Raw genomic sequence first — 18675 nt, 5'->3', positions numbered from 1 at the left:
GCCGGCTCATCGAACGGGCAGACCGCTGTAAACAGCCCTTGCCTTGCCTGGCCGAACCCAGCCTGGCCCCGCCCAACCAATCCTGGCCCTATGGTGCTTAGCACCGGACAACCCTCTCCGCGAAAGGGCTCGCCGCTGCCTTGGCATTCAGGCGAGGAACACGCCCTGATGGTCCTGATCACGGTCCTGTTGTGGGTCAGGATCTGCTGGCGCCGCGCAGGAAACCGCCGCTATAAGTCCGCTCTTGAAGGCTTCCATGACCAAGCCACGAACAGTTCGGGCGCCGAGTTTGAAACGCGCATCATCCAGTCGCTTCGAAACTGATTTCGGAGTGATCCCCATCAGGCGTGCGATTTCCTTTGCGGTTAGATCGCTGGCTGCGTAGGCAGTAGCCTCCAGTTCGCGAGGGGCAAGACCTTTCCCGAGAAACCCAGTCCAGGCGCCTGCGGTGATGGTGGTGAGGTTCATGCTTGAAGCTCCATGCGTGAATGCGATGGAGCAGAGAGTACCAAATGGAAAACTTACGTCAATACCTTTTGGAAAAGTGCCACGCAAAAAAAAACCGCCGAAGCGGGATTTTTGTCAGGAAAGTAATCAGGACTGCTAAAGGTTCGTTCCGGTCCATGTGTAAACAGCCCGGCCATAGAACTCAATCTCGTCCCGACGACCCTCTGGAATAATCATTTCCGGATAGATGCGGTTGTCAGAAAGGATGCGCAAGCCGTCCAGCACCTTTTGAACCCGCTTCACCATTCTCTGCCCGTCGATGCCCAGCACGTAGACGCCGTCCTGCTTGAACGACCGAACCCCGATATCAATGAGGAGGAGATCCCCGTGCATGATCATGGGCTCCATGCTATTGCCTGTAGCCGTTATTACCCGGAGGTTTCCTGGGTCCGAAACCTGCAGATTCATCCGAATCCAGTTCTTATGAAGGCCAATTGAACTGATCATCCTGTCGAAATTGGGCCGCTGCTCCCACTCGCTCATGTCCATCCTGACATCCATCTTAGGGATTAGGAGCGATGCATCGGCAGCCTCGGGGGTATTCGTATCGAGATGTGCGTGGGTGTTTTGGTCCGTCGCGCCCGTCACCGACCACCCATTTCCGTCAGGAAAGAATTCAGCGTCAAAAGGCGCATCGAGATATCTGTAGGGCAAATCACAAGCTTCTTCAATCTGGCGAGCAAGCTTTTCCCCGATATTCCTACCGTGATCGGGATTGTCCGAAAGAATCCTCGCGACATATGACGACTGCCGCCCGATCGCCTCAGCGAGGCGAGCCATGACCCCGCCGAATTTCAGGTTGATCAGCTGTTTGAGCCGTAGCTTGCGTATTTCTTTGATGTCCATACCAAAACTATACCTTTTGTTTCCCATGAGGGAAATTACCTTGATTTGGTAAGTAAACTGGTTAATCTACGTACCAAGTATTCCAATAGGTAAACATCAATGGAGCTCTCGAACTACGTAGACGAGCTTCCCCGAGGTGGCAGAAAGCGTTTAGCCATTCAACTGGGGATCAGCGCGTCGTATCTGTCGCGGCTACTCGCTGGTGATCGATCAATAACTGCGGAACGAGCGCTGGCGATTGAGGAGGCGACCGGCGGAGCCGTAACTCGGTTTGACGTTCGTCCTGACCTTCCGTGGAGCGTTTCCAGGAAGCAGAAGCCGAGGGAGTCGGCGCAGCTCGCTGCGACCATGAATCAAACGATACGCCGATCATCACGATCAGTTCAGGTGGTTGGTTCCGCTGTTTAGGCATCCAGTGTTTCTGGAGGGGTGTGATGACTATGCCGCCGGTGCGCGTATTCCCGCTTTCGGAATTCATAGCCGAGAACGGCCGCCTTCCCACTGCGAAGCTGATGGGATGCACTGGCCCGGCGCTGGCGAATGCGCTGAGAGCGGGTAGGACCATTTTTGTGGAACAGGCGGAAGACGGTTCAGTTAAAGCCGTGGAATTAAGCAAGTTTCCTGGCCGCTAGGGTGTTTCGGTAGGGCTGGTCGCTCTCTGGCGCACGTTTGCTGTGATACTACAGATATCTTTAAACCACTGGCTGCACGAACAGTGTTTTTGAAAGGATGAAATTTTGAATATCGATAACTGCACGAACATTCGAATCACAGGACCGCCTTAGCGCGACCACCCCCATTCTGACTTTCTGAATCCCAGAAAGCAGAAAACCCGCTATAGGGGCGGGTTTTCAATAGCACTTGTTAGAGCAAGAGCTTAGCACTGCATTCGTCTTAGGAGGACGAAATAATGTCGCAGCCAGAAAATACCACCGGTTCACGCCGGATGCAACACAGCTTTAAAAAGGAGTCGGCGCAATGAGGACCGACACCACCCTGCGGCTGGGCCGCATTCAATACCGTCAACTCGCTGAACTCGCTAAGCAGGCGGGCTGCTGTCTTGGCCTTTCGACCTTCGAACAATTAGGCGGCGCTTGGGGAATGTTTAACCCCTTCGGCCTTGCCGTGCACGAAGACGCCTCTGTCGATACGCCACACCTGCAGGAGAGGATAGTCATCCAACTCGCGGCCAGTGTAGATGCAGGCCGGCTCCGCGCTGTCCAGCGTCCAGAGATCGACTGGTCCCAGCTCCGCGACGATGAAATCTATCCATTCATCGTTCAGCACGAGATTGGACACAAGGTCGACAACCACTTCGGTTTCGACTTGTGGGCCATTAAGGACCCGGAAGTTCACGACAAGTGTTATCGGGTCCTCTCTTTCGTCAACGAGATCCTGGCAGATCGTTTTGCTTGGAATCAGATCCGTCCAGGCGAGCCGGTCCCGCTTTGCGAGAACGGCAAACGGCTTCAGGAAGAAGCAGCCGAATCCATGGCACTGCTGGACCTGCACATCCCGCGTACCCGTCGCGCGCCTCGCGCATTGCCCGCTGGCCAGTACGCATGGGTGCCCAAAAGCATGCTCATGACAAACGCGCATCTGGCATACGTCGGCCCCGGCGTAGCCGCGGGATTGGTTGAGCGTGCCCGTACCCGCCGCCGCGTTTATCGCCGCGACACCCGGTCGAGGGCCTTCGCATGAATCTGTCTCCTGCAGTAATTCAAGGAAAGCGCGCGCCGCGAAATGCGATGTCATCGAATCGTGGCGCGCACGAAATCATCGAGGGCGAAATTCTCAGCGATGTAGTCGTTAGCACCGAAGAAATGGCTCGCATGAACGAGGCCCGATCTGTGTTTAACGAACTGCGATCGATCCTACTGTCTCAGGTCGTTCCCGCGCTTGGCGGCTGGACCAACCCGATGGCTACGGAAATCGAAAGCCGTTTGGAAGCGGTCACCTTTGCCAGCCGTAACTTCCTTTGGCCACACCGTCACTCAGGTGCTGCACACAACGCAGTACTCGTCGGAGGTGGCCGATGAACTTGATCACCACCAAAGCCCTGACGATGTCGTCGCAGGAAATCGCCGATCTGGTTAACGCTCGTCACGACAGCGTTAAGAGGACCATTGAGCGACTGTCCGAGAAAGGTGCGATTCAACTCCCACCATTGGTGGAAGTTAAAAACCACCTTGGTCAGACGGTAGAGCAGTACGTTTTCTCAGGCGAAAAGGGCAAGCGCGATAGCTTCGTCGTGGTCGCTCAGCTCAGTCCAGAGTTCACCGGCGCGCTGGTCGACCGCTGGCAAGAACTGGAAGGCCGCCCCCGCGTCATGTTGCCCGAAGACCTCCCCGGTGCGCTCCGCCTCGCCGCCGATCTTGCCGAGCAGAAGGCTGCGCTGGCGCTGGAGAACCAACAGCAGGCCAAGAAGATCGAGGCGCTTGAGCACCTGTTCATGCCTGGCGAGACGGTTCCTCAGTTCGCCAAACGTCTGAACGGCGTCAACTCCCAACTGATGCTCACCTTCCTGCTTGAGAACAAATGGATTTTCAACGCTGAGCGCGACCCTGAGCGATCAATCAAGTATCGCGTGTACTACATCGCGCGCGAAAAGCATTGGCTCACAGAGAAGCCGGTCACGGTGAGTGGCGAGGGAATCAAATCCTTCATTAAGTACGCCCCAGTGATGCTTGAGGAAGGCACCAAGAAGCTTTTTGACCTCTACATCGCCGAAAAACTGCCCATGAAAAAGACCTGGGACGGTCAGTTCTTTTACGAAAAATTCAATCCGGAGACGCCCCTATGAGCAAGAAATTTACCCACGAAGAAATCATGGGGCAGATCGCCGAAGCCGCTGTGAAATATCAGCAGGCTGAGACTCAGCGCAACTCCCTGCGCCGCGAATTGAATGCCCTGTACGCGACTTACTTCGCCGCATACGGGCGCCCGTACCCCGAGGAGCCACGCAAACGCATCGACCCGGAAGACCCCGCGTTCAGTGGCGTTCTGCGCTTCACGGATGCTGCGTTTAGCCGCTGGTTGGCAGCCCGCTATCTGACCACCAATACCAAACGCAAGATGCGCACGCTGATTCAGCGTCTGGAGCGTTCGCTATGAAACCGAGGCACATCAAGGCCCAGCTCCAGTCGCTGATCATTGAGCTTTCCATCCTGCACGCCCAAGCCCACCTGGTGGTGAAACGCCGCCGTGGCGAGCTGAATCACGAGTACGAGCGTTACTTCGCCATTCACGGAGAGGTGGAGCCGGGGTTCCGCGGCATCAAGCCGCACGACGAGCGCTATGCCGGTGTCGTGGCGTTCACCGACGAAGCCTATGGACGGCTCTGCAAGGCCAAGCAACGGCGCTACAGCGCCAAGCGCCGGCTGGATTTGGCAATACGCCGGTTGATGATCCTCACCGGCGCCAGTTTTGCCGTGCCTGACGAAGCGCCAGCCAAGCGCCCGCAGTTGAAGGCGGTGCGCCGTGTGAATGCCCGTGGGGTGACGCTGCAATGAGTATGGAATTGATGGTCAAGGCTATGAAAACACAAGTCGGCAATCCGCTGCGCAAGTTGGTGCTGATCAAGCTTGCAGACAATGCCAGCGACCAGGGCGAGTGCTGGCCGTCATACCAGCACATTGCCGACCAATGCGAGATAAGCCGCTCGACAGTGAAGGTTCATATTCGAGAGTTGGAAAAGGCCGGGTTGCTACGTCGTGAGTTTCGTCGCAACGGTGAGCTGAACCAATCAAACGTCTTTCATCTGACCCTTGAGAATGGGGCGGCAGATGCCCGGGGTGGGGCGTCAGAAAACCCACCTGGGGCGTCAGAAAACCCAGGGGGTAGGGCGGCAGCTGCCCCCAGAACCAGTCACTCTTTTGAACCAGTCAATGAACCTACACCTTTGTGCAAACCAGACCCCATGGAAGGGTTCGATCAGTTCTGGAAGCTGTACCCGAAAAAGCGATCGCTCAAAGACGCCAAGAAGGCCTGGGCGAAGCTGAAGCCGGACGCAGAGTTACGCCAAACCCTGATAACTGCTCTCGGCAGACAACGCCTCCAGCACGACTGGACCAAGAGCGATGGCCAATACGTGCCGCTGGCGTCGACCTGGCTCAATGGTGAGAAGTGGAACGATGACGTGGGGCCTCCTGCTGGCGCTGGGACTGACAAGCCATCCCGGCATACAGACTTGCACCTGATAGACCATACCGCCGGCCTTGAGCTGGGCGCCGATGGCAATTACCGGATAGCAGGGGCTGGCCAATGACCACACGACCACGCTACACAATCGAAGCCCGCGCCGGCGATTGCGCTGATCATGGCCAATACGGTGATGCGCTGGTAGAGCAATTCGGCGCAGCACCAGCCTGGTACGGCTGCCCGCGCTGCCACTTCGACCGCCGCCACGCTGCGGACATTACGGTCCGCTCTGCTGGCGCTTTGGATCATAGCCAGCGGCTGCTGAACGAGCGGCTGCTTGATGCTCAGATCCCGCTACGCTTTCAGCTCGAGTCTCTGGATACCTGGCATGCATACAGTGATGTTGCTAAGGCCCAGACCTGGAGCATGGCCTCCGGTTACGTCGAGACTTTCGCCGAGAACTTCGAAGCCGGCCGCGGCGTGATGCTCTTGGGCACCGTCGGCACCGGAAAAACGCACCTGGCCTGCGGGATCCTGCAGGCGGTTATTCGCAATTTCGCCGCCCAGGGCGCCACCGGCCTGTACATTTCGGCCGGCGATGTAATCCGGTCGATCAAGGAAACATTCGGTGGCCAGGGCAAAACCGAGGCGCAGGTGTATTCCGGCCTGATGGAACCCACCCTGTTGGTAATCGACGAGATTGGCGCCCAGCACGGCACGGACTTCGAGCGGCAGGTGCTGTTCGAGGTGATCAACGGGCGCTATGAGCGTGTCCTGCCTACGATCGTTGTGAGCAACCTCGGCGTCGTCGACCTTCGCCAGTGTATGGGTGACCGTGCCGTCGACCGTCTGCGTGATCGTGGCGGCATTGTCGGGCTGCTGCGCGGTGAGTCCAAGCGGGGTGGCGAATGAGTCGCGAGCTTTACAGCATCGATGCTGAATACGCGGTGCTTGGTGTGGTGATGCAGTACCCGCAGCACGTCGACGATGTGCTGGCCATGGTGCAGACCCGTGACTTTCACGACCTGGCGAATGCGGCGCTGTACAACGCCATTCTGGCGACTCATGCCGCAGGGTTGGCTGTGGATGCGGTGACGGTCGGTATTGAACACCCGACGCTGCCTAATGGCGACAGCATGCTGGCCTACGCCGGCGACATCGCGAAGAACACGCCCAGCGCGGCGAACATTGACGCCTTCGTGCGCGTTGTGCTCGAGCGCTCGGCGCTGCGCAGGGTGGTGGCGGTCGCCGACGTCATCCGCGACAGCGCGCACGATGACCGGCCGGTGGCCGAGATCATTGCCATGGCCCAGCAGGCCACCGCCGATCTGCGCGACCTGGACGGCGAGATGCCGGACTACCAGCCGGTGAGCCACTACGTGCTGGCGGCGGTGAACAACATCGACGCCAAGCGCGAGGGTCGCGCGCCGGTGTGGCAGACCACTGGCCTATCGGACCTTGATCAGTTGATGCAGGGCCTGCGCCCGAAAAAAGTGACGGTCATTGCCGGGCTGCCAGGGAGCGGCAAGACCACCTTGGGCCTGCAGATCGCCCAGCACAATGCGGTCCAGGCCGGGAAACCGTGGTTGGTGTTCAGCCTGGAAATGCCCGGAGAAGAACTTGGTGTGCGTACCATCGCGTCGCTTGGCGGTGTGCACCTGCGCCGCCTGGACAACCCGGCCAAACTGGCGGATGACGACTGGGCGCGCATGACGGCGGTTGCTACGCGGGTAAGTGAGGCGCCCCTGTACATCAGCGACGATCCAGGGCTCACACCTTCCCGGATTCGCTCCATAGCTCGCAAGTGCCAGCGCGAACACGGCCTGGCCGGCGTGGTCGTGGACTACCTGGGCCTGGTCAAGGGTGACGCCCGCGGCCGCAGCCGCTCCGAAGAGGTTGGCCAGATCAGCAAGGCCATGCTCCGGCTGGCCAAAGAGCTGGATATCCCGGTGACCGAGCTGGCGCAACTCAACCGCGATTCAACCAAGCGCGTGGGCAAGAAGCCTCAGTCCAGCGACCTGCGCGACTCCGGCGAGATCGAGGCGGACGCCAGCTGCATCTTGATGGTGCACCGCGACATGGACACCGAGGAAGGCCAAAACGGCGTCACGCAGATCCTGATGACTAAGTGCCGGCACGCGAAGGTTGGCGATTGCCTGCTCCAGCAGGAGGGGCAGTACGGCCGGTTCGTAGACTTCAAAGGCGCGGTGCCCAGCGACGAAGAAGTCGAAATGGGTCGTCCATTTTCGGCGAAGTATCACAGGATGGGGCACGCCTAATGGCCTCGAAGAATCCGTTTGGCGACCTGACATACACCCAATACGAAGATTCGCAAAATCCTTTGCAGGCCGCGTCTGCCGTGGGATGCGAAGCTGTAGGCGAAATTGTTACTGCGGAGGCTTCAAAATGAGCTGGCAGCCGAATTTCCTCAAAAGCTGGCGCCGGCGTGCACCAGCCACCGAGCGCGAATACCTGAACGTGAATAGCGGCCACCCACCTGTGCAGATGCCGAGCGACCCGCCAAAGGCCCCGCTGGACCCGCGCTACCCAGAAGCCGAGCGCATTGCCAATAGCCTCAGGGACTTCCCAGAGGACTGGGGCTGGCATCACAAGGGGTACGAGCTGAAGCACTTCCCCACCGGCTTTGTGCTGTGGGTGGCAAATCAAGACTATGGGCTCAAGGAGGTCTGGGCCAATGGCGGCAAGAGCGAATTCAGCAAGCCCGAGCAGGCCATCATCTGGCCGGCCGTCGAGGGCTGGCTGGCGCGGAGCAAGGTCGGGTTCAGCGGCCGGCCAGCGAAGCCACGAATCACTCGGTTCGAGGGCTGCTATTTCTGCGAGTCAGCGCAGCTCCCGTGGCGCGGATTCGGGCATACCCCTGAAAACGCTTACTGGTCCTGGCTAGCTGCGATATCGGTGCAGGCCCGAAAGCGACTGCCCAAGGATTTAGTTTTGACGGTTTGGAGTGCGAAGCCATGAGCAAGGTTAGATCTGCTGTACCACGAAAGGACATGCTGCCGCATGAGCGCCAATTCCTGAAGCGTGCTGGTGAGGGCTTGATCGGTGAGCCCGCCGGCGGCGCTCAGGCCATGGCCGCGTTGCTGGATATGGTCGCCAGTTGGCACGGCTTCCGCGGTGATATTGAGTTCGGTGAGTATTGCAAGCGCTGGGTCACAGAGGGCAATTGCAAGAACAGGGCGGCTGAGGAGCTGCTGCGTTCCATGCTCGGTCTTGACGACAACCCACCACCCCGGCGCATTCGGAGGGCCGCATGACCATCTACAAGGATGCAGGACACTGCATTGGGCGGATAATGTCGATCGAGATGCACGACGGTACCGCCAAGGCGCCTTGGCAGCGCAAGTACAAGGCCGGGTTCGCGGAGCTTGATCGGGATGTCGTCGACGACGGTATGTCACCCGAGGAACGCACCACCCAGGACGCGATGACCCGGGCGATGCTCAAGCGCCTGTTGCCCGAGGTACAATGGCAGGTGCTGGTGGCGAAGTTCAGCATCAACGACAATGAGGTTCGGGATGCTGCGGCCTACCTGACGCCCCGCGTTGTCACACCGGCGCATTTCCTGTTCCGAACGAAGTGTGTGATGGCGTGGATCGTTCCTGAGCGGCGGAATCGCTTACCGCCAGCGTTCTACGAGATCCACACTTGGGACGTAGACGGTACGCCCGACCGGACGCTGCGGCGCTGGCGCGCGATCACCAAGCGGTGGCTCGATGATCAAGTAAACGCGGCCCACCTGGCGGTGGAGGGGATTCTTACGGAGCATGGCCTACGTTTGAGCGAAGCGGCTTGACAGTGACCGAGTGACCGCGATAACTTCTAACCTGCGGTTCGGTGCGTGAGAAGGTACACGGCCGGACATAAGAGCCCAGCCATAGCGCTGGGCTTTTTGTTTCATTGCATGGTAGCGCAGTGGTCACCTCGCCGGGCTCATAACCCGGAGGTCGGTGGTTCGAATCTATCTCTTGCAACCAGTTACGCATGCGGCAGATACAGCAAGGGTTCGCTCTGCGAATCAAGGCGAAAGCCCCGGCTCCTTGCTCTGCGGGCATAAAGCGGTGCGAGTCGAGGACTGGGCGTCTATGTCAGTCCGCATAGTAAAAAACCCCATCAATCAATAAGCAATGCTAGTCTTCTCTCCTTGGTATTAATCTAAGGAGATTGGTGATGGCTAAGCGTTTGGCTGCCGAGTTTTTCGGCACCTTTTGGCTCGTGTTAGGTGGTTGTGGTAGCGCCGTTCTTGCTGCAGCATTTCCAGAGCTTGGTATTGGTTTTGTGGGGGTCGCTTTAGCATTTGGCTTGACCGTACTAACCATGGCTTATGCTGTCGGCCATATATCCGGGGGGCACTTTAATCCAGCGGTCACCATCGGCCTTCTTGCGGGTGGGCGGATCAATGTCAAAGATGTTGTTCCCTATGTCGTGAGTCAGGTTGTTGGTGCTATTGCTGCGGGTGCTGTCCTGTACTTGATTGCCAGTGGCAAGGCTGGCTTTGACGTCACTGCTGGGTTTGCTACCAATGGCTACGGAGAGCATTCTCCGGGTGGATTTTCCCTGCTGTCGGCGGTCGTCACAGAGTTTGTCCTGACGGCTTTTTTCCTGTTGGTCATCCTCGGGGTTACCGATAAAAAGGCGCCACCAGGCTTTGCCCCGCTCGCTATCGGTCTTGCGCTAACCTTGATTCACTTGATCAGTATTCCCGTGACTAATACGTCAGTAAACCCAGCCCGCAGTACAGGGGTAGCCATTTTTCAGGGAGGTTGGGCGCTCTCGCAGCTCTGGGTGTTCTGGGTCGTCCCTCTGCTTGGAGGTGCGGCTGGAGGATTGATTCATCGATGCTTGCTGGCTGATGATCGTTAACTGATCCCCTGGGACGGTTTCTTCAATCCCAACTTTCCTCATTTTCATGTAACGTCCTGCTTTGGCAGCGCATTCAGGTTGATCAACGGATGACGTACAGCCCCTGTATCAGTGATGCAGGCCGACCCCGCCAAGTGCGGGGTTTTTACTTTGTGGTGTGCCACTGCCTGGGTGGACCCTTCGGGGAGAGCCAGGACGCCGCTAGCCGATCAGTGCGGCGATTGCGTAAAACGTCGGCAGCCGAAGGCCCTTGCTCTCAAGACTCCTGGGGTTGATTTGGTGGGCAGCTGGGAAGACAGCACAAATTCAGAGGCTCGCCATTCCGGCGGGCCTTTATCATTTGCGGAGCCATCATGTCCGATGCCTATGAGCAGGCTGTTGAGCGCGTTAATCAGGTCGTTGTGAGCGGGAACGCCGAAGGTCTGAAGCGGACGCTGCTGGAACTGGCCGCCGTCGATCCTGACGCCTTCGTAAAGGTGGCAAGCGCGTTGAGTACGGCTACGGAGCCCCGGCCAATATGCACCGTTGGCCTGCAATTTTACTCCACCCCGCTGGAGTTCTTTCACCGGGATGGGCGGGTCTACGCGATTGTGTACACAGGCGCACAGTGGCTCACCAAAGATCCACATGCTTCGGGTACCGGCCTGGAACTGGCCGACGTCCAGCAAGCAGTGGCTGAGGCCAGGAAAGAGCATGACGCCCGGATCGAAGATTTGATCCGCCAGTTATCCAACCATGCCCAGGAATTGCTCCAAGTGGTCGGTTCCCACTCGGCGTGCGATCAAGACACCAAAGGTTTTGCATCGAATGATCTGCAACGCGGCCTGGCTTTACTCCGTGGCGCGCTGGGCCGATCCGCCTAACCCCCGTATCAAGCCCGGCCCCTTTAGGAGGCGAAGTAGAGGATCGACCAGTGCCCGATTACCTGATCCAGCCTATCGCCTGGACCCAGTTCGGCGTCCTGGGCGTGGTTGGCGGCATTGCCAGCTACTTCTACAGCGGCTCCACTGATCCGCGCTTCACTGCGCGCATGTTCATTTCGAAGCTGGTCCTGGCGTTCTTCGTCGGGAAGGTGGCCGGCGAATTCATCCCCGACGCCAACACCTACAAGTCTGGCTACGTGATGTTGCTCGGCTTTTTCGCCTATCCGGTCCTGGCAGTACTCGAAGTCAAGGTGAAGGGCTGGGTTGAGAACTACAACCCAAGAGGTCCGCCGTGATGCTTATCGTGTCCATCCTGGCCTTGATCAGCTTCCTGATGGTGTTCATCCATGGCGCGGTGTTCGCGGTCCAGGCCGGGCACCACCGTCAAGCCGATAGCTGCGAGGTCGCGTTCATCATGGCCGCCTCGTTCTGCTACGTGATGTCGTTCGTGTGCCTATGGATGTACGAACCCTGGAAGCTGACGGCAAACACGCCGGCCAGCACCATTTTCGTGGGCTTTACCATTTTCAACGCTGGTTACTTCTTCCGACGCATCGGTGCGTTGATCAACGGACGTGAGCGGCGCAAACAATTCCGCCGCGCTGAAGACGATGGAACCGAGCGCCGCGTTCGGAGGCCGGTCGAATGAGATATGCCAAGGGCCTGGCCCGCTGGGCAGTCGGTGGGCTGATCATATTCCTCACGGGCAACGGCATCGGCTATGTGGGCCGGACCTACCTGTGTCAGAACGATGAGGTGCGGGTCTACGTCGCCGCCCCCGGCTATGAGGCCCTGGCTGGAACGCTGCCGGAAAAGCTCTATGCCCTGCAGGTGACCCGCTGCGCGCTGCCTGAGCAGTGGGGTGGGGATCGCGAGCCATTGGAGGGATACCCATGAGCAATGTCACAGAGTTCGCAGATCACACGCCGCACGTGGCACTCGAAGCCGCAGATGGGGTGCATGTCATCCCGGTGTTGCTCCTGCAAGCGGTAATACGGGGCCAGAAGCCCAGCTCCGTCCTGACCGAGCCCGTATTGCAAAGCATCATCAACGCGTGGCTGGAGAAGGCCTGCTCATGAGCATTCTGACCAAGATCAAATCGTTTTTTACCAAAACCACTGAGGAGCCAACCATGGCCGATACCGCATCTACCACAGCCGTCCCCGAAACCGCAGCCGTTGTTGAAACCACGGCGATCGACACCGACAAGCTGAAGGCTCTGCTGATCACCCTGGGCCACGACATTGAGGCCGAGTGGGAGCATCTGGTGGCGTTGGCGAAGAAAGCGGCGTAACTGCACATCGTATCCTTGAGCGTCCATTATGCGGGGGGCTGGCTTTGATCAAAAGTTGATCCAGGTCGCGGCTGCTGAGTACCCCATGGTCGCTCCGATTCCAAGGGCTTTTCCAGTAAGGGACTTCACAGCATCTAGCATCCCGCCCTTTGCAGCATCCTGAAGTCTAGATCCGATGCTCTCACCTGACAGACTGTCTGGAGTGGCTTTAAGGACGGCAAGCGCCTTGGCGGTGAGCACGCATTCCCGGATTGTGTTGGAATTGAGGTTTTGGTTGCCCTGAACTATGTAGCCACTAGCAACAAGCCAATTGATGGAGGCCCGGAAGAACTCCGTTCCTTCCACTAGCTGCCTTTCGCCTTCTGGAGTTTCAATTGGGTCTGGCACGATCATTTTTGTATAGTCGTGGTATTCCAGATCCGCGGGCATCGGGAACGATTCGAAGAGCTTCGCAAAACTTCCCCGGTCAACTGCTCGATACATGCGCTGATCAGGTCGATGCTCAGACCAGCGGAGCAAGAGCAAATGACCTGGTGAGTCAGTCATTCCGTTTTACTGATCGAAGACTGGCCTTCTTCTGCGTCGAAGAGCTTTGGCCAGCTTGAGCACGTGTAAATTCTTCCAGCTTGTTTTTTAAAATACGGGCAGCCTCAGCTAGATCCAGCAGCGCACTTCTAAGGACAGGATCCTTTGTGTCCGTGCCTGGCTCCATCTCAGCAAGCTTGCGCGAAAGTAATTTGAAGTCCTGGGAAAGCTGATCGAGTTGGTCATTTTTCATGTTGGATCCCTCAGGTGTATGCAGTGGTTTATGACGCTCGCATCTGATGCCTCACCTTGCGATTTGGCGGCCCCCCAAGAAGTGCTTGAGCCAGTCGTAGTGAATATATTGGCGACGACATAAGCGTAGACGACGGGCCGGCTTTAAGATGTATGTTCGGACTGGGGTGCAGGCGAATTATCAAATCAAAAGGTCCTGGCTCGTCACAGTGCCGGGCTATCCACCATTCCCCATGATCATGCAGGACGACCACGACCATGCAGGTGCGCTGGCATTCGCGCGCTGCAAGTGGCCGACCTGCACAATTGAGTGAAAGAACAAATGGCGAGGCCGTCCGCCTGGGCGGCAGCCGCCATCAGTACCACCGTCAATGCGAACGTTCACTGGTGATCACGCCCCAATCATGGGTTTGATGCTTGTGTGGTTCGTGTTCCTGGCCGGAGTAGCCATCGGAACCAAGATAGCCGGAGGTTGGTGATGGCCTGTTCAACCTGCGCCCGAACCAGAGAGTGGGCGGCCAAGTGGAGTCGAATCGCATATGAGCGAGCAAGCAAAATCATTGCAGGTGGTGACGATACTGCCGCCGCCCAACCAGCACCCCGGCAGCGTTCAGTTGGCCATGGGAACCAAGGTGATCTTGAGCGACGGGAGTGAGTTGGCCGGTGTTACTGCTGTGAGCCTGAAGGCGGCAGCCGGTGGTGTGTGGGAAGCGACCATCAGCGTGCTGCCCCAGATCATCCAGCCAGTAGTGGCTAATGCCGAAGTGGTCGAGATCGACGTGACCACGTTGGTTGATGATGCGCGGCAGTACGCGGCGACGTCGCCATGAGCGAGCACGAACAATTGTTGGCGGCCCTGCACCAGCAGACCCAGGCGATGCAGGCGCTGACCCAGGCGGTAAGCGAATTGGCCCAGAGCAACCGGGACATGATCGACTATCTGGCTGACCAGCAGGGAGAGGGTGATGACCAAGAGCCCACAACCTACCTGGATGGAACGCCTGTGGTGGGCCGGCGCTGATGGCCAAGCTCAAGATGCTGAAGCCCAGGATCAAGATGCTCGACACCTCCAAGGTGAAGGTGAGTAAGCCCTCTGAGTGGGGTTCAGGCCGTGGCGGCCGCCCATGGCGCCGGATACGCGAGAGAATCCTACTTCGTGATCAGTACACCTGCCAAGGCTGCGGACAGATCACCCAAGACCTTGAGGTCGACCACATAGTCAACGTCGCGCAAGGCGGCAGCGATGATGATGCCAACCTGCAATCGCTATGTGTCCCTTGCCACAAGGCCAAGACTGCTCAGGAGTCCGTAGAGGGCCGCAGTTAGGCGAGCCGCCTTGTAGCACGTCAAATTCATACCGCTCGTCGGAATCGCACCAGGATGGCGCGGCATGGGCGGGGGCGGGTTGAAACCTTAAGGCCTTTTGGCTCGGACACCGCGCCCGACCGCATTCGCAGATTTTTTCCCCTCCACAGGTTTTTGTTAATGGCTTTAACACCCAAAAAACGCGCTTTCATCAAGGCGGTGAGGGAAGGTGCATCCAACAAAGACGCAGCCATAGCAGCTGGATGCCCCGAGAAATCGGCTTCTGCAGCCGGTTCGCGGCTTGCGAAAGATCCCGACGTGGTTGCCGAACTGCATAAATTGAACGCCCTACAGCCTGTTAACAGCGATGTTAAGGGTGTTAAAGCGGAGGATCGTACCGACAGCGCGCCTGAAGACGCGGAACCTGCCGGTTTTGATCTGGACGCGGCGCTCTCACACCGCGATCCGAAAGACTTCCTCCTCGCTGTAATGAATGACCTTGGCACTGAGCCAAAGCTGCGGGTTGATGCCGCCAAAGCGCTGATGCCATTCGTACACCAGCGCAAAGGGGAGGGCGGCAAGAAGGAGCAGGCGAAGGAGAAAGCAGCGCAGGTCGGGCAGGGCAGATTCGGCCCCCGGCAGCCGCCCAATCTGAAAGCCGTGTCGGGCGGTAAACCTTGAAGTGGTCGACGGCTTGCCTCGATTGGGAGCATAGGATTGTCGCTCGCCAGAGTTTGATCCCCTTCGCGCCGCTCTTCCCGGATCAAGCTGCAGAAGCGCTGGAGGTGTTCGGTGCGCTTCGCATGGTGGATGCCACCGGCAGCCCGCTGATGTGCGAGACGGTGCGGCCTTGGGTCAACGAATTCGTCGCCGCCATCTTCGGCGCCTACGATCCCGATACCGGCCGCCGTCTGATCAGCGAGTTCATGCTGCTAATCAGCAAGAAAAACGGGAAATCCACCATCGCTGCCGGCATCATGCTTACCGCCTTGGTCTTGAATTGGCGCACCTCTGGCGAATTCATCATTCTGGCGCCAACCAAGGAAATTGCCGACAACTCCTACATCCCGATTCGGGACATGGTTAGGGCAGATGAAGAGCTATCCGCACTGCTGAAAGTTCAGGATCACCTTCGCACCGTCACCCACTACCAGACTGGCGCCACACTGAAAGTCGTAGCGGCCGACAGTGATACCGTGTCAGGCAAGAAGGCCATCGGTGTGTTCATCGATGAGCTTTGGGTCTTCGGCAAGCGCGCGAACGCCGAAGCAATGCTGCGCGAAGCTACTGGCGGGCTGGCATCCCGGCCTGAGGGCTTCATTATCTGGGCAACTACCCAGTCCGATGCGCCGCCGGCTGGGGTCTTTCGGCAGAAGCTCCTGTACGCTCGCCAGGTCCGTGACGGCAAGATCGATGACAAATCATTCTTGCCGGTGCTCTATGAGTTTCCGAAGCACATGCTTGACGCAGGCTTGCACCGCGACGCCTCGAACGCCTACATCACCAACCCGAACTTGGGCATATCGGTGGATGAGGCGTTCATAGAGCGGGGATACAGCCAAGCTCAATTGGATGGTGAGGAGTCGTTCCGCGGCTTCCTCGCCAAACACCTGAACGTTGAGATCGGCCTGGCGCTGATGTCGGATCGTTGGGCGGGCGCTGAATTCTGGGAGCGGCAAGCAGTGGGCTTCTGCGCCGCTCTGGAAGATCTGATCAAGCGCTGTGAGGTGATTGACCTCGGCATCGATGGCGGCGGCCTGGATGACTTGCTGGGTGTTGCGGCCGTCGGTCGTGAGTCCGGTACTCGCCGGTGGCTGGTTTGGACACATGCGTGGGCGCACCCATCGGTGCTGGAACGTCGTAAGGCAGAAGCGCCGCGCTTCAGGGATTTCGCAAGAGATGGCCACCTCACTTTGGTCGAGCATATTGGCGACGACATCGACGATGTTGCCAAGCTGGCGTTCTCGGTCGAGGAATCAGGCCTGCTCGATCAGATAGGTGTTGACCCTGCAGGTATCGGCGCGATACGCGATGCGCTGGAAGAGTCCGGCATCCCAGAAGACAAGATAGTGGGTATCTCCCAGGGCTGGAAGTTGGGCGGGGCGATCAAAACGGCCGAACGGCGCCTCGCCGAGGGCGAGATGATCCACGGTGGCCAGCCAATGATGGCTTGGTGCTGCGGTAACGCCCGGGTCGAGCCCCGCGCGAACTCGATTCTGATCACCAAGCAGGCCAGCGGCTCGGCAAAGATCGATCCGCTCATGGCGCTGTTCAACGCCGTATCCCTGATCTCACTAAATCCCGGCGGTCAGCGCGGAGTTGACCAGCTCATGGCCGCCATTCGAGACCCTATTTATCAATGAATGCCCCCACGATTATTTACCTCGTATGTGCGCTACTCGGCTTCATCTTGCTGGTTACGGGCGTTTATTTATTGGCCGGGCTGGGCTGGGCATGCATAGCGGGCGCCACGTGTTGTTTCGTGACGGCCGCGTTCCTTCGAAGAGGTCTGAGTGATGCGTAAATCTCTAACCTCCGTCGTGAACTCAGCCATCACCGCGCCACGCGCATCCCTCACCGAATGGGTTGGGAAAACGATCCGCATGACTGACGGAGGGTTTTGGGGGCAGTACTTCGGCACTTCGGCCAGCGGCAAGTCCGTAACAGTAAACAAGGCGATGCGCCTTACGGCCTGCTGGGCGTGCGTGCGGCTGATATCCGAAACCATTGCCACTTTACCCCTGGGTCTCTATCGAAAGATGGAAGACGGAGGCCGCCAGACCGAAAGTGGGAACGACCTACATTGGTTGTTGCGAAACAGCCCGAATAGCCGCATGACCGCAGTGCAGTTCTGGGAGGCAGTGGTTGCGTCGATGCTGCTTCGTGGCAATGCGTTCGTTGAGATTCAACGCATGGGTGCCCGTATCGTTGCACTTGACTTTCTCATGCCGCATCGGGTTGAGCTGGACGCGGACGACAAAGGCAATCTGCTCTATTGGTACCGGCCACCCAAGGGCGAAAGAAGGCAAATCGCCCGGACGAACATGATGCACATTCCGGCGTTCTCGCTGGATGGGCAGGTGGGTCTGTCTCCCATCGCATACGGCTCCGATGTCTTTGGTTCAGCGATGTCGGCCGAGGACGTCGCCGGGGCAACCTTCAAGAATGGCATGCACCAGACCGTGGCATTCGAGGTGGATGCCACGTTGAACAAACAGCAGCGCGATGAGTTCCGGGATTACGTGCAACGCATCTCGGGGGCCATGAACGCGGGTGTGTCGCCGGTTCTCGAAAAGGGCGTCAGCGCCAAGACCATCGGCATCAACCCTGTCGACGCGCAACTGCTCGAGTCACGCGAATACAGCGCGGAGGACATCTGCCGGTTTTTCATGGTCGACCCGACGCTGGTCGGATACAGCGACAAGGCATCCAACTGGGGCACCGGGCTCGAACAGAAGCTGTTGCGCTTCCTCACCTTCACCTTGCGTTCCTACATGCGCCGCATTGAAGAGGGTATTAGCCGCAGCCTGCTGTCTGCCAGCGATAGGCGCCTGATCTACCCGGAGTTCGCCATCGAGGGCCTGCTCCGGGCGGATAGCGCGGCGAGATCGGCCTTTTACTCGCAGATGGTCCAAAACGGTATCTATACCCGGGACGATTGCCGCATCAGGGAAAACCTGCCGCGCCGCGGCGGCAACGCCGACGTGCTGACTGTCCAAACCAACCTTTCGCCGATTGACCAACTTGGCCAAAGCACCGATGGGCAAGCCGCAAGGGCTGCTCTGCAGAACTGGCTCAACCAGCCGGAACCTCCCAAGGAGTAATCCATGCAACTGAACGTCAAGGCTGGCAGCTTCCGCTGCGAGCTGAGCCCTCGCGCGCTCGAAAAATGGAATCCGGCGCTCCGGGCCGCCGTGGAGACCACCTCCGACACCATCACCGTTTACGGAGTGATCGGTGAAGACTGGTACGGGGATGGCGTCACCGTCAACCGCATCGACG

Annotated in this window: 30 protein-coding genes; 26 read left to right on the top strand and 4 right to left on the bottom strand. The window is 58.5% G+C overall.

Annotation, left to right across the window (positions count from 1 at the left end; translation table 11 throughout):
* Positions 1-147: 147 nt before the first annotated feature.
* Positions 148-468 (bottom strand): response regulator transcription factor, encoded by a 321-nt coding sequence (locus tag HAQ05_RS07820; RefSeq protein ID WP_190419122.1) that lies wholly within the window; start codon positions 466-468, stop codon positions 148-150.
* Positions 469-603: 135 nt separating this feature from the next.
* The gene (locus tag HAQ05_RS07815) at positions 604-1353 is read right to left on the bottom strand and encodes a S24 family peptidase (protein WP_190419120.1); all 750 of its coding nucleotides are present in this window, start codon (positions 1351-1353) and stop codon (positions 604-606) included.
* A 99-nt stretch (positions 1354-1452) separates the two neighbouring features.
* On the opposite strand from HAQ05_RS07815, the gene HAQ05_RS07810 reads away from it, so the two are divergent.
* The 20 genes from HAQ05_RS07810 (at position 1453) to HAQ05_RS07715 (ending at position 12591) form a co-directional block, all read left to right on the top strand.
* The gene (locus tag HAQ05_RS07810) at positions 1453-1761 is read left to right on the top strand and encodes a transcriptional regulator (RefSeq protein ID WP_190419118.1); all 309 of its coding nucleotides are present in this window, start codon (positions 1453-1455) and stop codon (positions 1759-1761) included.
* Positions 1762-1787: 26 nt separating this feature from the next.
* Complete coding sequence (locus HAQ05_RS29045; protein WP_338050151.1) at positions 1788-1985, top strand: Cro/CI family transcriptional regulator; 198 nt, start codon at positions 1788-1790, stop codon at positions 1983-1985.
* Positions 1986-2331: 346 nt separating this feature from the next.
* On the top strand, positions 2332-3054 hold the full coding sequence (locus HAQ05_RS07800; protein ID WP_190419116.1) for a hypothetical protein: 723 nt from the start codon (positions 2332-2334) through the stop codon (positions 3052-3054).
* Positions 3051-3392, top strand: a complete 342-nt coding sequence (locus HAQ05_RS07795) for a hypothetical protein (RefSeq protein WP_238935084.1) — start codon at positions 3051-3053, stop codon at positions 3390-3392. The genes HAQ05_RS07800 and HAQ05_RS07795 overlap by 4 nt, the downstream gene beginning before the upstream one ends.
* A complete protein-coding gene (locus HAQ05_RS07790; protein WP_190419114.1) occupies positions 3389-4156 on the top strand; it encodes a Rha family transcriptional regulator in 768 nt (255 codons plus the stop codon). Before HAQ05_RS07795 ends, HAQ05_RS07790 begins: the two co-directional genes overlap by 4 nt.
* Positions 4153-4467: a hypothetical protein gene (locus tag HAQ05_RS07785; protein WP_190419112.1), complete on the top strand. Its 315-nt coding sequence runs from the start codon at positions 4153-4155 to the stop codon at positions 4465-4467. The genes HAQ05_RS07790 and HAQ05_RS07785 overlap by 4 nt, the downstream gene beginning before the upstream one ends.
* A complete protein-coding gene (locus tag HAQ05_RS07780; protein WP_190419110.1) occupies positions 4464-4865 on the top strand; it encodes a hypothetical protein in 402 nt (133 codons plus the stop codon). The genes HAQ05_RS07785 and HAQ05_RS07780 overlap by 4 nt, the downstream gene beginning before the upstream one ends.
* Positions 4862-5620 carry a helix-turn-helix domain-containing protein gene (locus tag HAQ05_RS07775; RefSeq protein WP_190419108.1) on the top strand — a complete coding sequence of 253 codons (759 nt, stop codon included), beginning with the start codon at positions 4862-4864 and terminating at the stop codon, positions 5618-5620. The genes HAQ05_RS07780 and HAQ05_RS07775 overlap by 4 nt, the downstream gene beginning before the upstream one ends.
* Positions 5617-6405, top strand: a complete 789-nt coding sequence (locus tag HAQ05_RS07770; RefSeq protein WP_190419106.1) for an ATP-binding protein — start codon at positions 5617-5619, stop codon at positions 6403-6405. Before HAQ05_RS07775 ends, HAQ05_RS07770 begins: the two co-directional genes overlap by 4 nt.
* Positions 6402-7772: a replicative DNA helicase gene (locus HAQ05_RS07765; RefSeq protein ID WP_190419104.1), complete on the top strand. Its 1371-nt coding sequence runs from the start codon at positions 6402-6404 to the stop codon at positions 7770-7772. The genes HAQ05_RS07770 and HAQ05_RS07765 overlap by 4 nt, the downstream gene beginning before the upstream one ends.
* Positions 7773-7899: 127 nt before the next feature.
* Entirely contained in the window at positions 7900-8472 is a 573-nt protein-coding gene (locus HAQ05_RS07760; RefSeq protein ID WP_238935083.1) for a hypothetical protein, read from the top strand.
* A complete protein-coding gene (locus HAQ05_RS07755) occupies positions 8469-8768 on the top strand; it encodes a hypothetical protein (RefSeq protein WP_190419102.1) in 300 nt (99 codons plus the stop codon). Before HAQ05_RS07760 ends, HAQ05_RS07755 begins: the two co-directional genes overlap by 4 nt.
* Positions 8765-9307, top strand: coding sequence for a hypothetical protein (locus HAQ05_RS07750; protein WP_190419100.1), 543 nt, complete (start codon positions 8765-8767; stop codon positions 9305-9307). Before HAQ05_RS07755 ends, HAQ05_RS07750 begins: the two co-directional genes overlap by 4 nt.
* Before the next feature lie 374 nt (positions 9308-9681).
* On the top strand, positions 9682-10374 hold the full coding sequence (gene aqpZ, locus HAQ05_RS07745; protein WP_190419098.1) for an aquaporin Z: 693 nt from the start codon (positions 9682-9684) through the stop codon (positions 10372-10374).
* A 353-nt stretch (positions 10375-10727) separates the two neighbouring features.
* Entirely contained in the window at positions 10728-11237 is a 510-nt protein-coding gene (locus tag HAQ05_RS07740; RefSeq protein WP_190419096.1) for a hypothetical protein, read from the top strand.
* Between the two features lie 50 nt (positions 11238-11287).
* Positions 11288-11593: a hypothetical protein gene (locus tag HAQ05_RS07735; protein WP_190419093.1), complete on the top strand. Its 306-nt coding sequence runs from the start codon at positions 11288-11290 to the stop codon at positions 11591-11593.
* The gene (locus tag HAQ05_RS07730; RefSeq protein ID WP_190419091.1) at positions 11593-11946 is read left to right on the top strand and encodes a hypothetical protein; all 354 of its coding nucleotides are present in this window, start codon (positions 11593-11595) and stop codon (positions 11944-11946) included. The genes HAQ05_RS07735 and HAQ05_RS07730 overlap by 1 nt, the downstream gene beginning before the upstream one ends.
* Positions 11943-12194 (top strand): hypothetical protein, encoded by a 252-nt coding sequence (locus HAQ05_RS07725; RefSeq protein WP_190419090.1) that lies wholly within the window; start codon positions 11943-11945, stop codon positions 12192-12194. Before HAQ05_RS07730 ends, HAQ05_RS07725 begins: the two co-directional genes overlap by 4 nt.
* Positions 12191-12376: a hypothetical protein gene (locus tag HAQ05_RS07720; RefSeq protein ID WP_190419088.1), complete on the top strand. Its 186-nt coding sequence runs from the start codon at positions 12191-12193 to the stop codon at positions 12374-12376. Before HAQ05_RS07725 ends, HAQ05_RS07720 begins: the two co-directional genes overlap by 4 nt.
* Positions 12373-12591 carry a hypothetical protein gene (locus HAQ05_RS07715; protein ID WP_190419086.1) on the top strand — a complete coding sequence of 73 codons (219 nt, stop codon included), beginning with the start codon at positions 12373-12375 and terminating at the stop codon, positions 12589-12591. Before HAQ05_RS07720 ends, HAQ05_RS07715 begins: the two co-directional genes overlap by 4 nt.
* 48 nt (positions 12592-12639) lie before the next feature.
* On the opposite strand, the gene HAQ05_RS07710 is transcribed toward HAQ05_RS07715, so the two are convergent.
* The gene (locus HAQ05_RS07710) at positions 12640-13137 is read right to left on the bottom strand and encodes a hypothetical protein (RefSeq protein WP_190419084.1); all 498 of its coding nucleotides are present in this window, start codon (positions 13135-13137) and stop codon (positions 12640-12642) included.
* Entirely contained in the window at positions 13130-13369 is a 240-nt protein-coding gene (locus HAQ05_RS07705; protein WP_190419081.1) for a hypothetical protein, read from the bottom strand. Before HAQ05_RS07705 ends, HAQ05_RS07710 begins: the two co-directional genes overlap by 8 nt.
* A gap of 538 nt (positions 13370-13907) precedes the next feature.
* Here HAQ05_RS07705 and HAQ05_RS07700 point away from each other — a divergent pair.
* From HAQ05_RS07700 to HAQ05_RS07675, 6 genes are all read left to right on the top strand, one after another.
* Positions 13908-14198 (top strand): hypothetical protein, encoded by a 291-nt coding sequence (locus HAQ05_RS07700; protein WP_190419078.1) that lies wholly within the window; start codon positions 13908-13910, stop codon positions 14196-14198.
* Positions 14195-14389, top strand: coding sequence for a hypothetical protein (locus HAQ05_RS07695; RefSeq protein ID WP_190419076.1), 195 nt, complete (start codon positions 14195-14197; stop codon positions 14387-14389). Before HAQ05_RS07700 ends, HAQ05_RS07695 begins: the two co-directional genes overlap by 4 nt.
* Complete coding sequence (locus HAQ05_RS07690) at positions 14389-14694, top strand: HNH endonuclease (protein WP_190419074.1); 306 nt, start codon at positions 14389-14391, stop codon at positions 14692-14694. The genes HAQ05_RS07695 and HAQ05_RS07690 overlap by 1 nt, the downstream gene beginning before the upstream one ends.
* Positions 14695-14853: 159 nt before the next feature.
* Positions 14854-15354: a terminase small subunit gene (locus HAQ05_RS07685; protein ID WP_190419072.1), complete on the top strand. Its 501-nt coding sequence runs from the start codon at positions 14854-14856 to the stop codon at positions 15352-15354.
* A complete protein-coding gene (locus HAQ05_RS07680; RefSeq protein WP_190419070.1) occupies positions 15351-17036 on the top strand; it encodes a terminase large subunit in 1686 nt (561 codons plus the stop codon). Before HAQ05_RS07685 ends, HAQ05_RS07680 begins: the two co-directional genes overlap by 4 nt.
* A 153-nt stretch (positions 17037-17189) precedes the next feature.
* The gene (locus tag HAQ05_RS07675) at positions 17190-18497 is read left to right on the top strand and encodes a phage portal protein (RefSeq protein WP_190419068.1); all 1308 of its coding nucleotides are present in this window, start codon (positions 17190-17192) and stop codon (positions 18495-18497) included.
* Positions 18498-18675 lie beyond the last annotated feature (178 nt).

Origin of the sequence: Pseudomonas typographi, assembly GCF_014694385.1 — a bacterium.
Taxonomy (GTDB): domain Bacteria; phylum Pseudomonadota; class Gammaproteobacteria; order Pseudomonadales; family Pseudomonadaceae; genus Aquipseudomonas; species Aquipseudomonas typographi.
The sequence above is the reverse complement of the archived record's forward strand: the minus strand, read 5'-3'. Positions and strand labels throughout refer to the sequence as shown.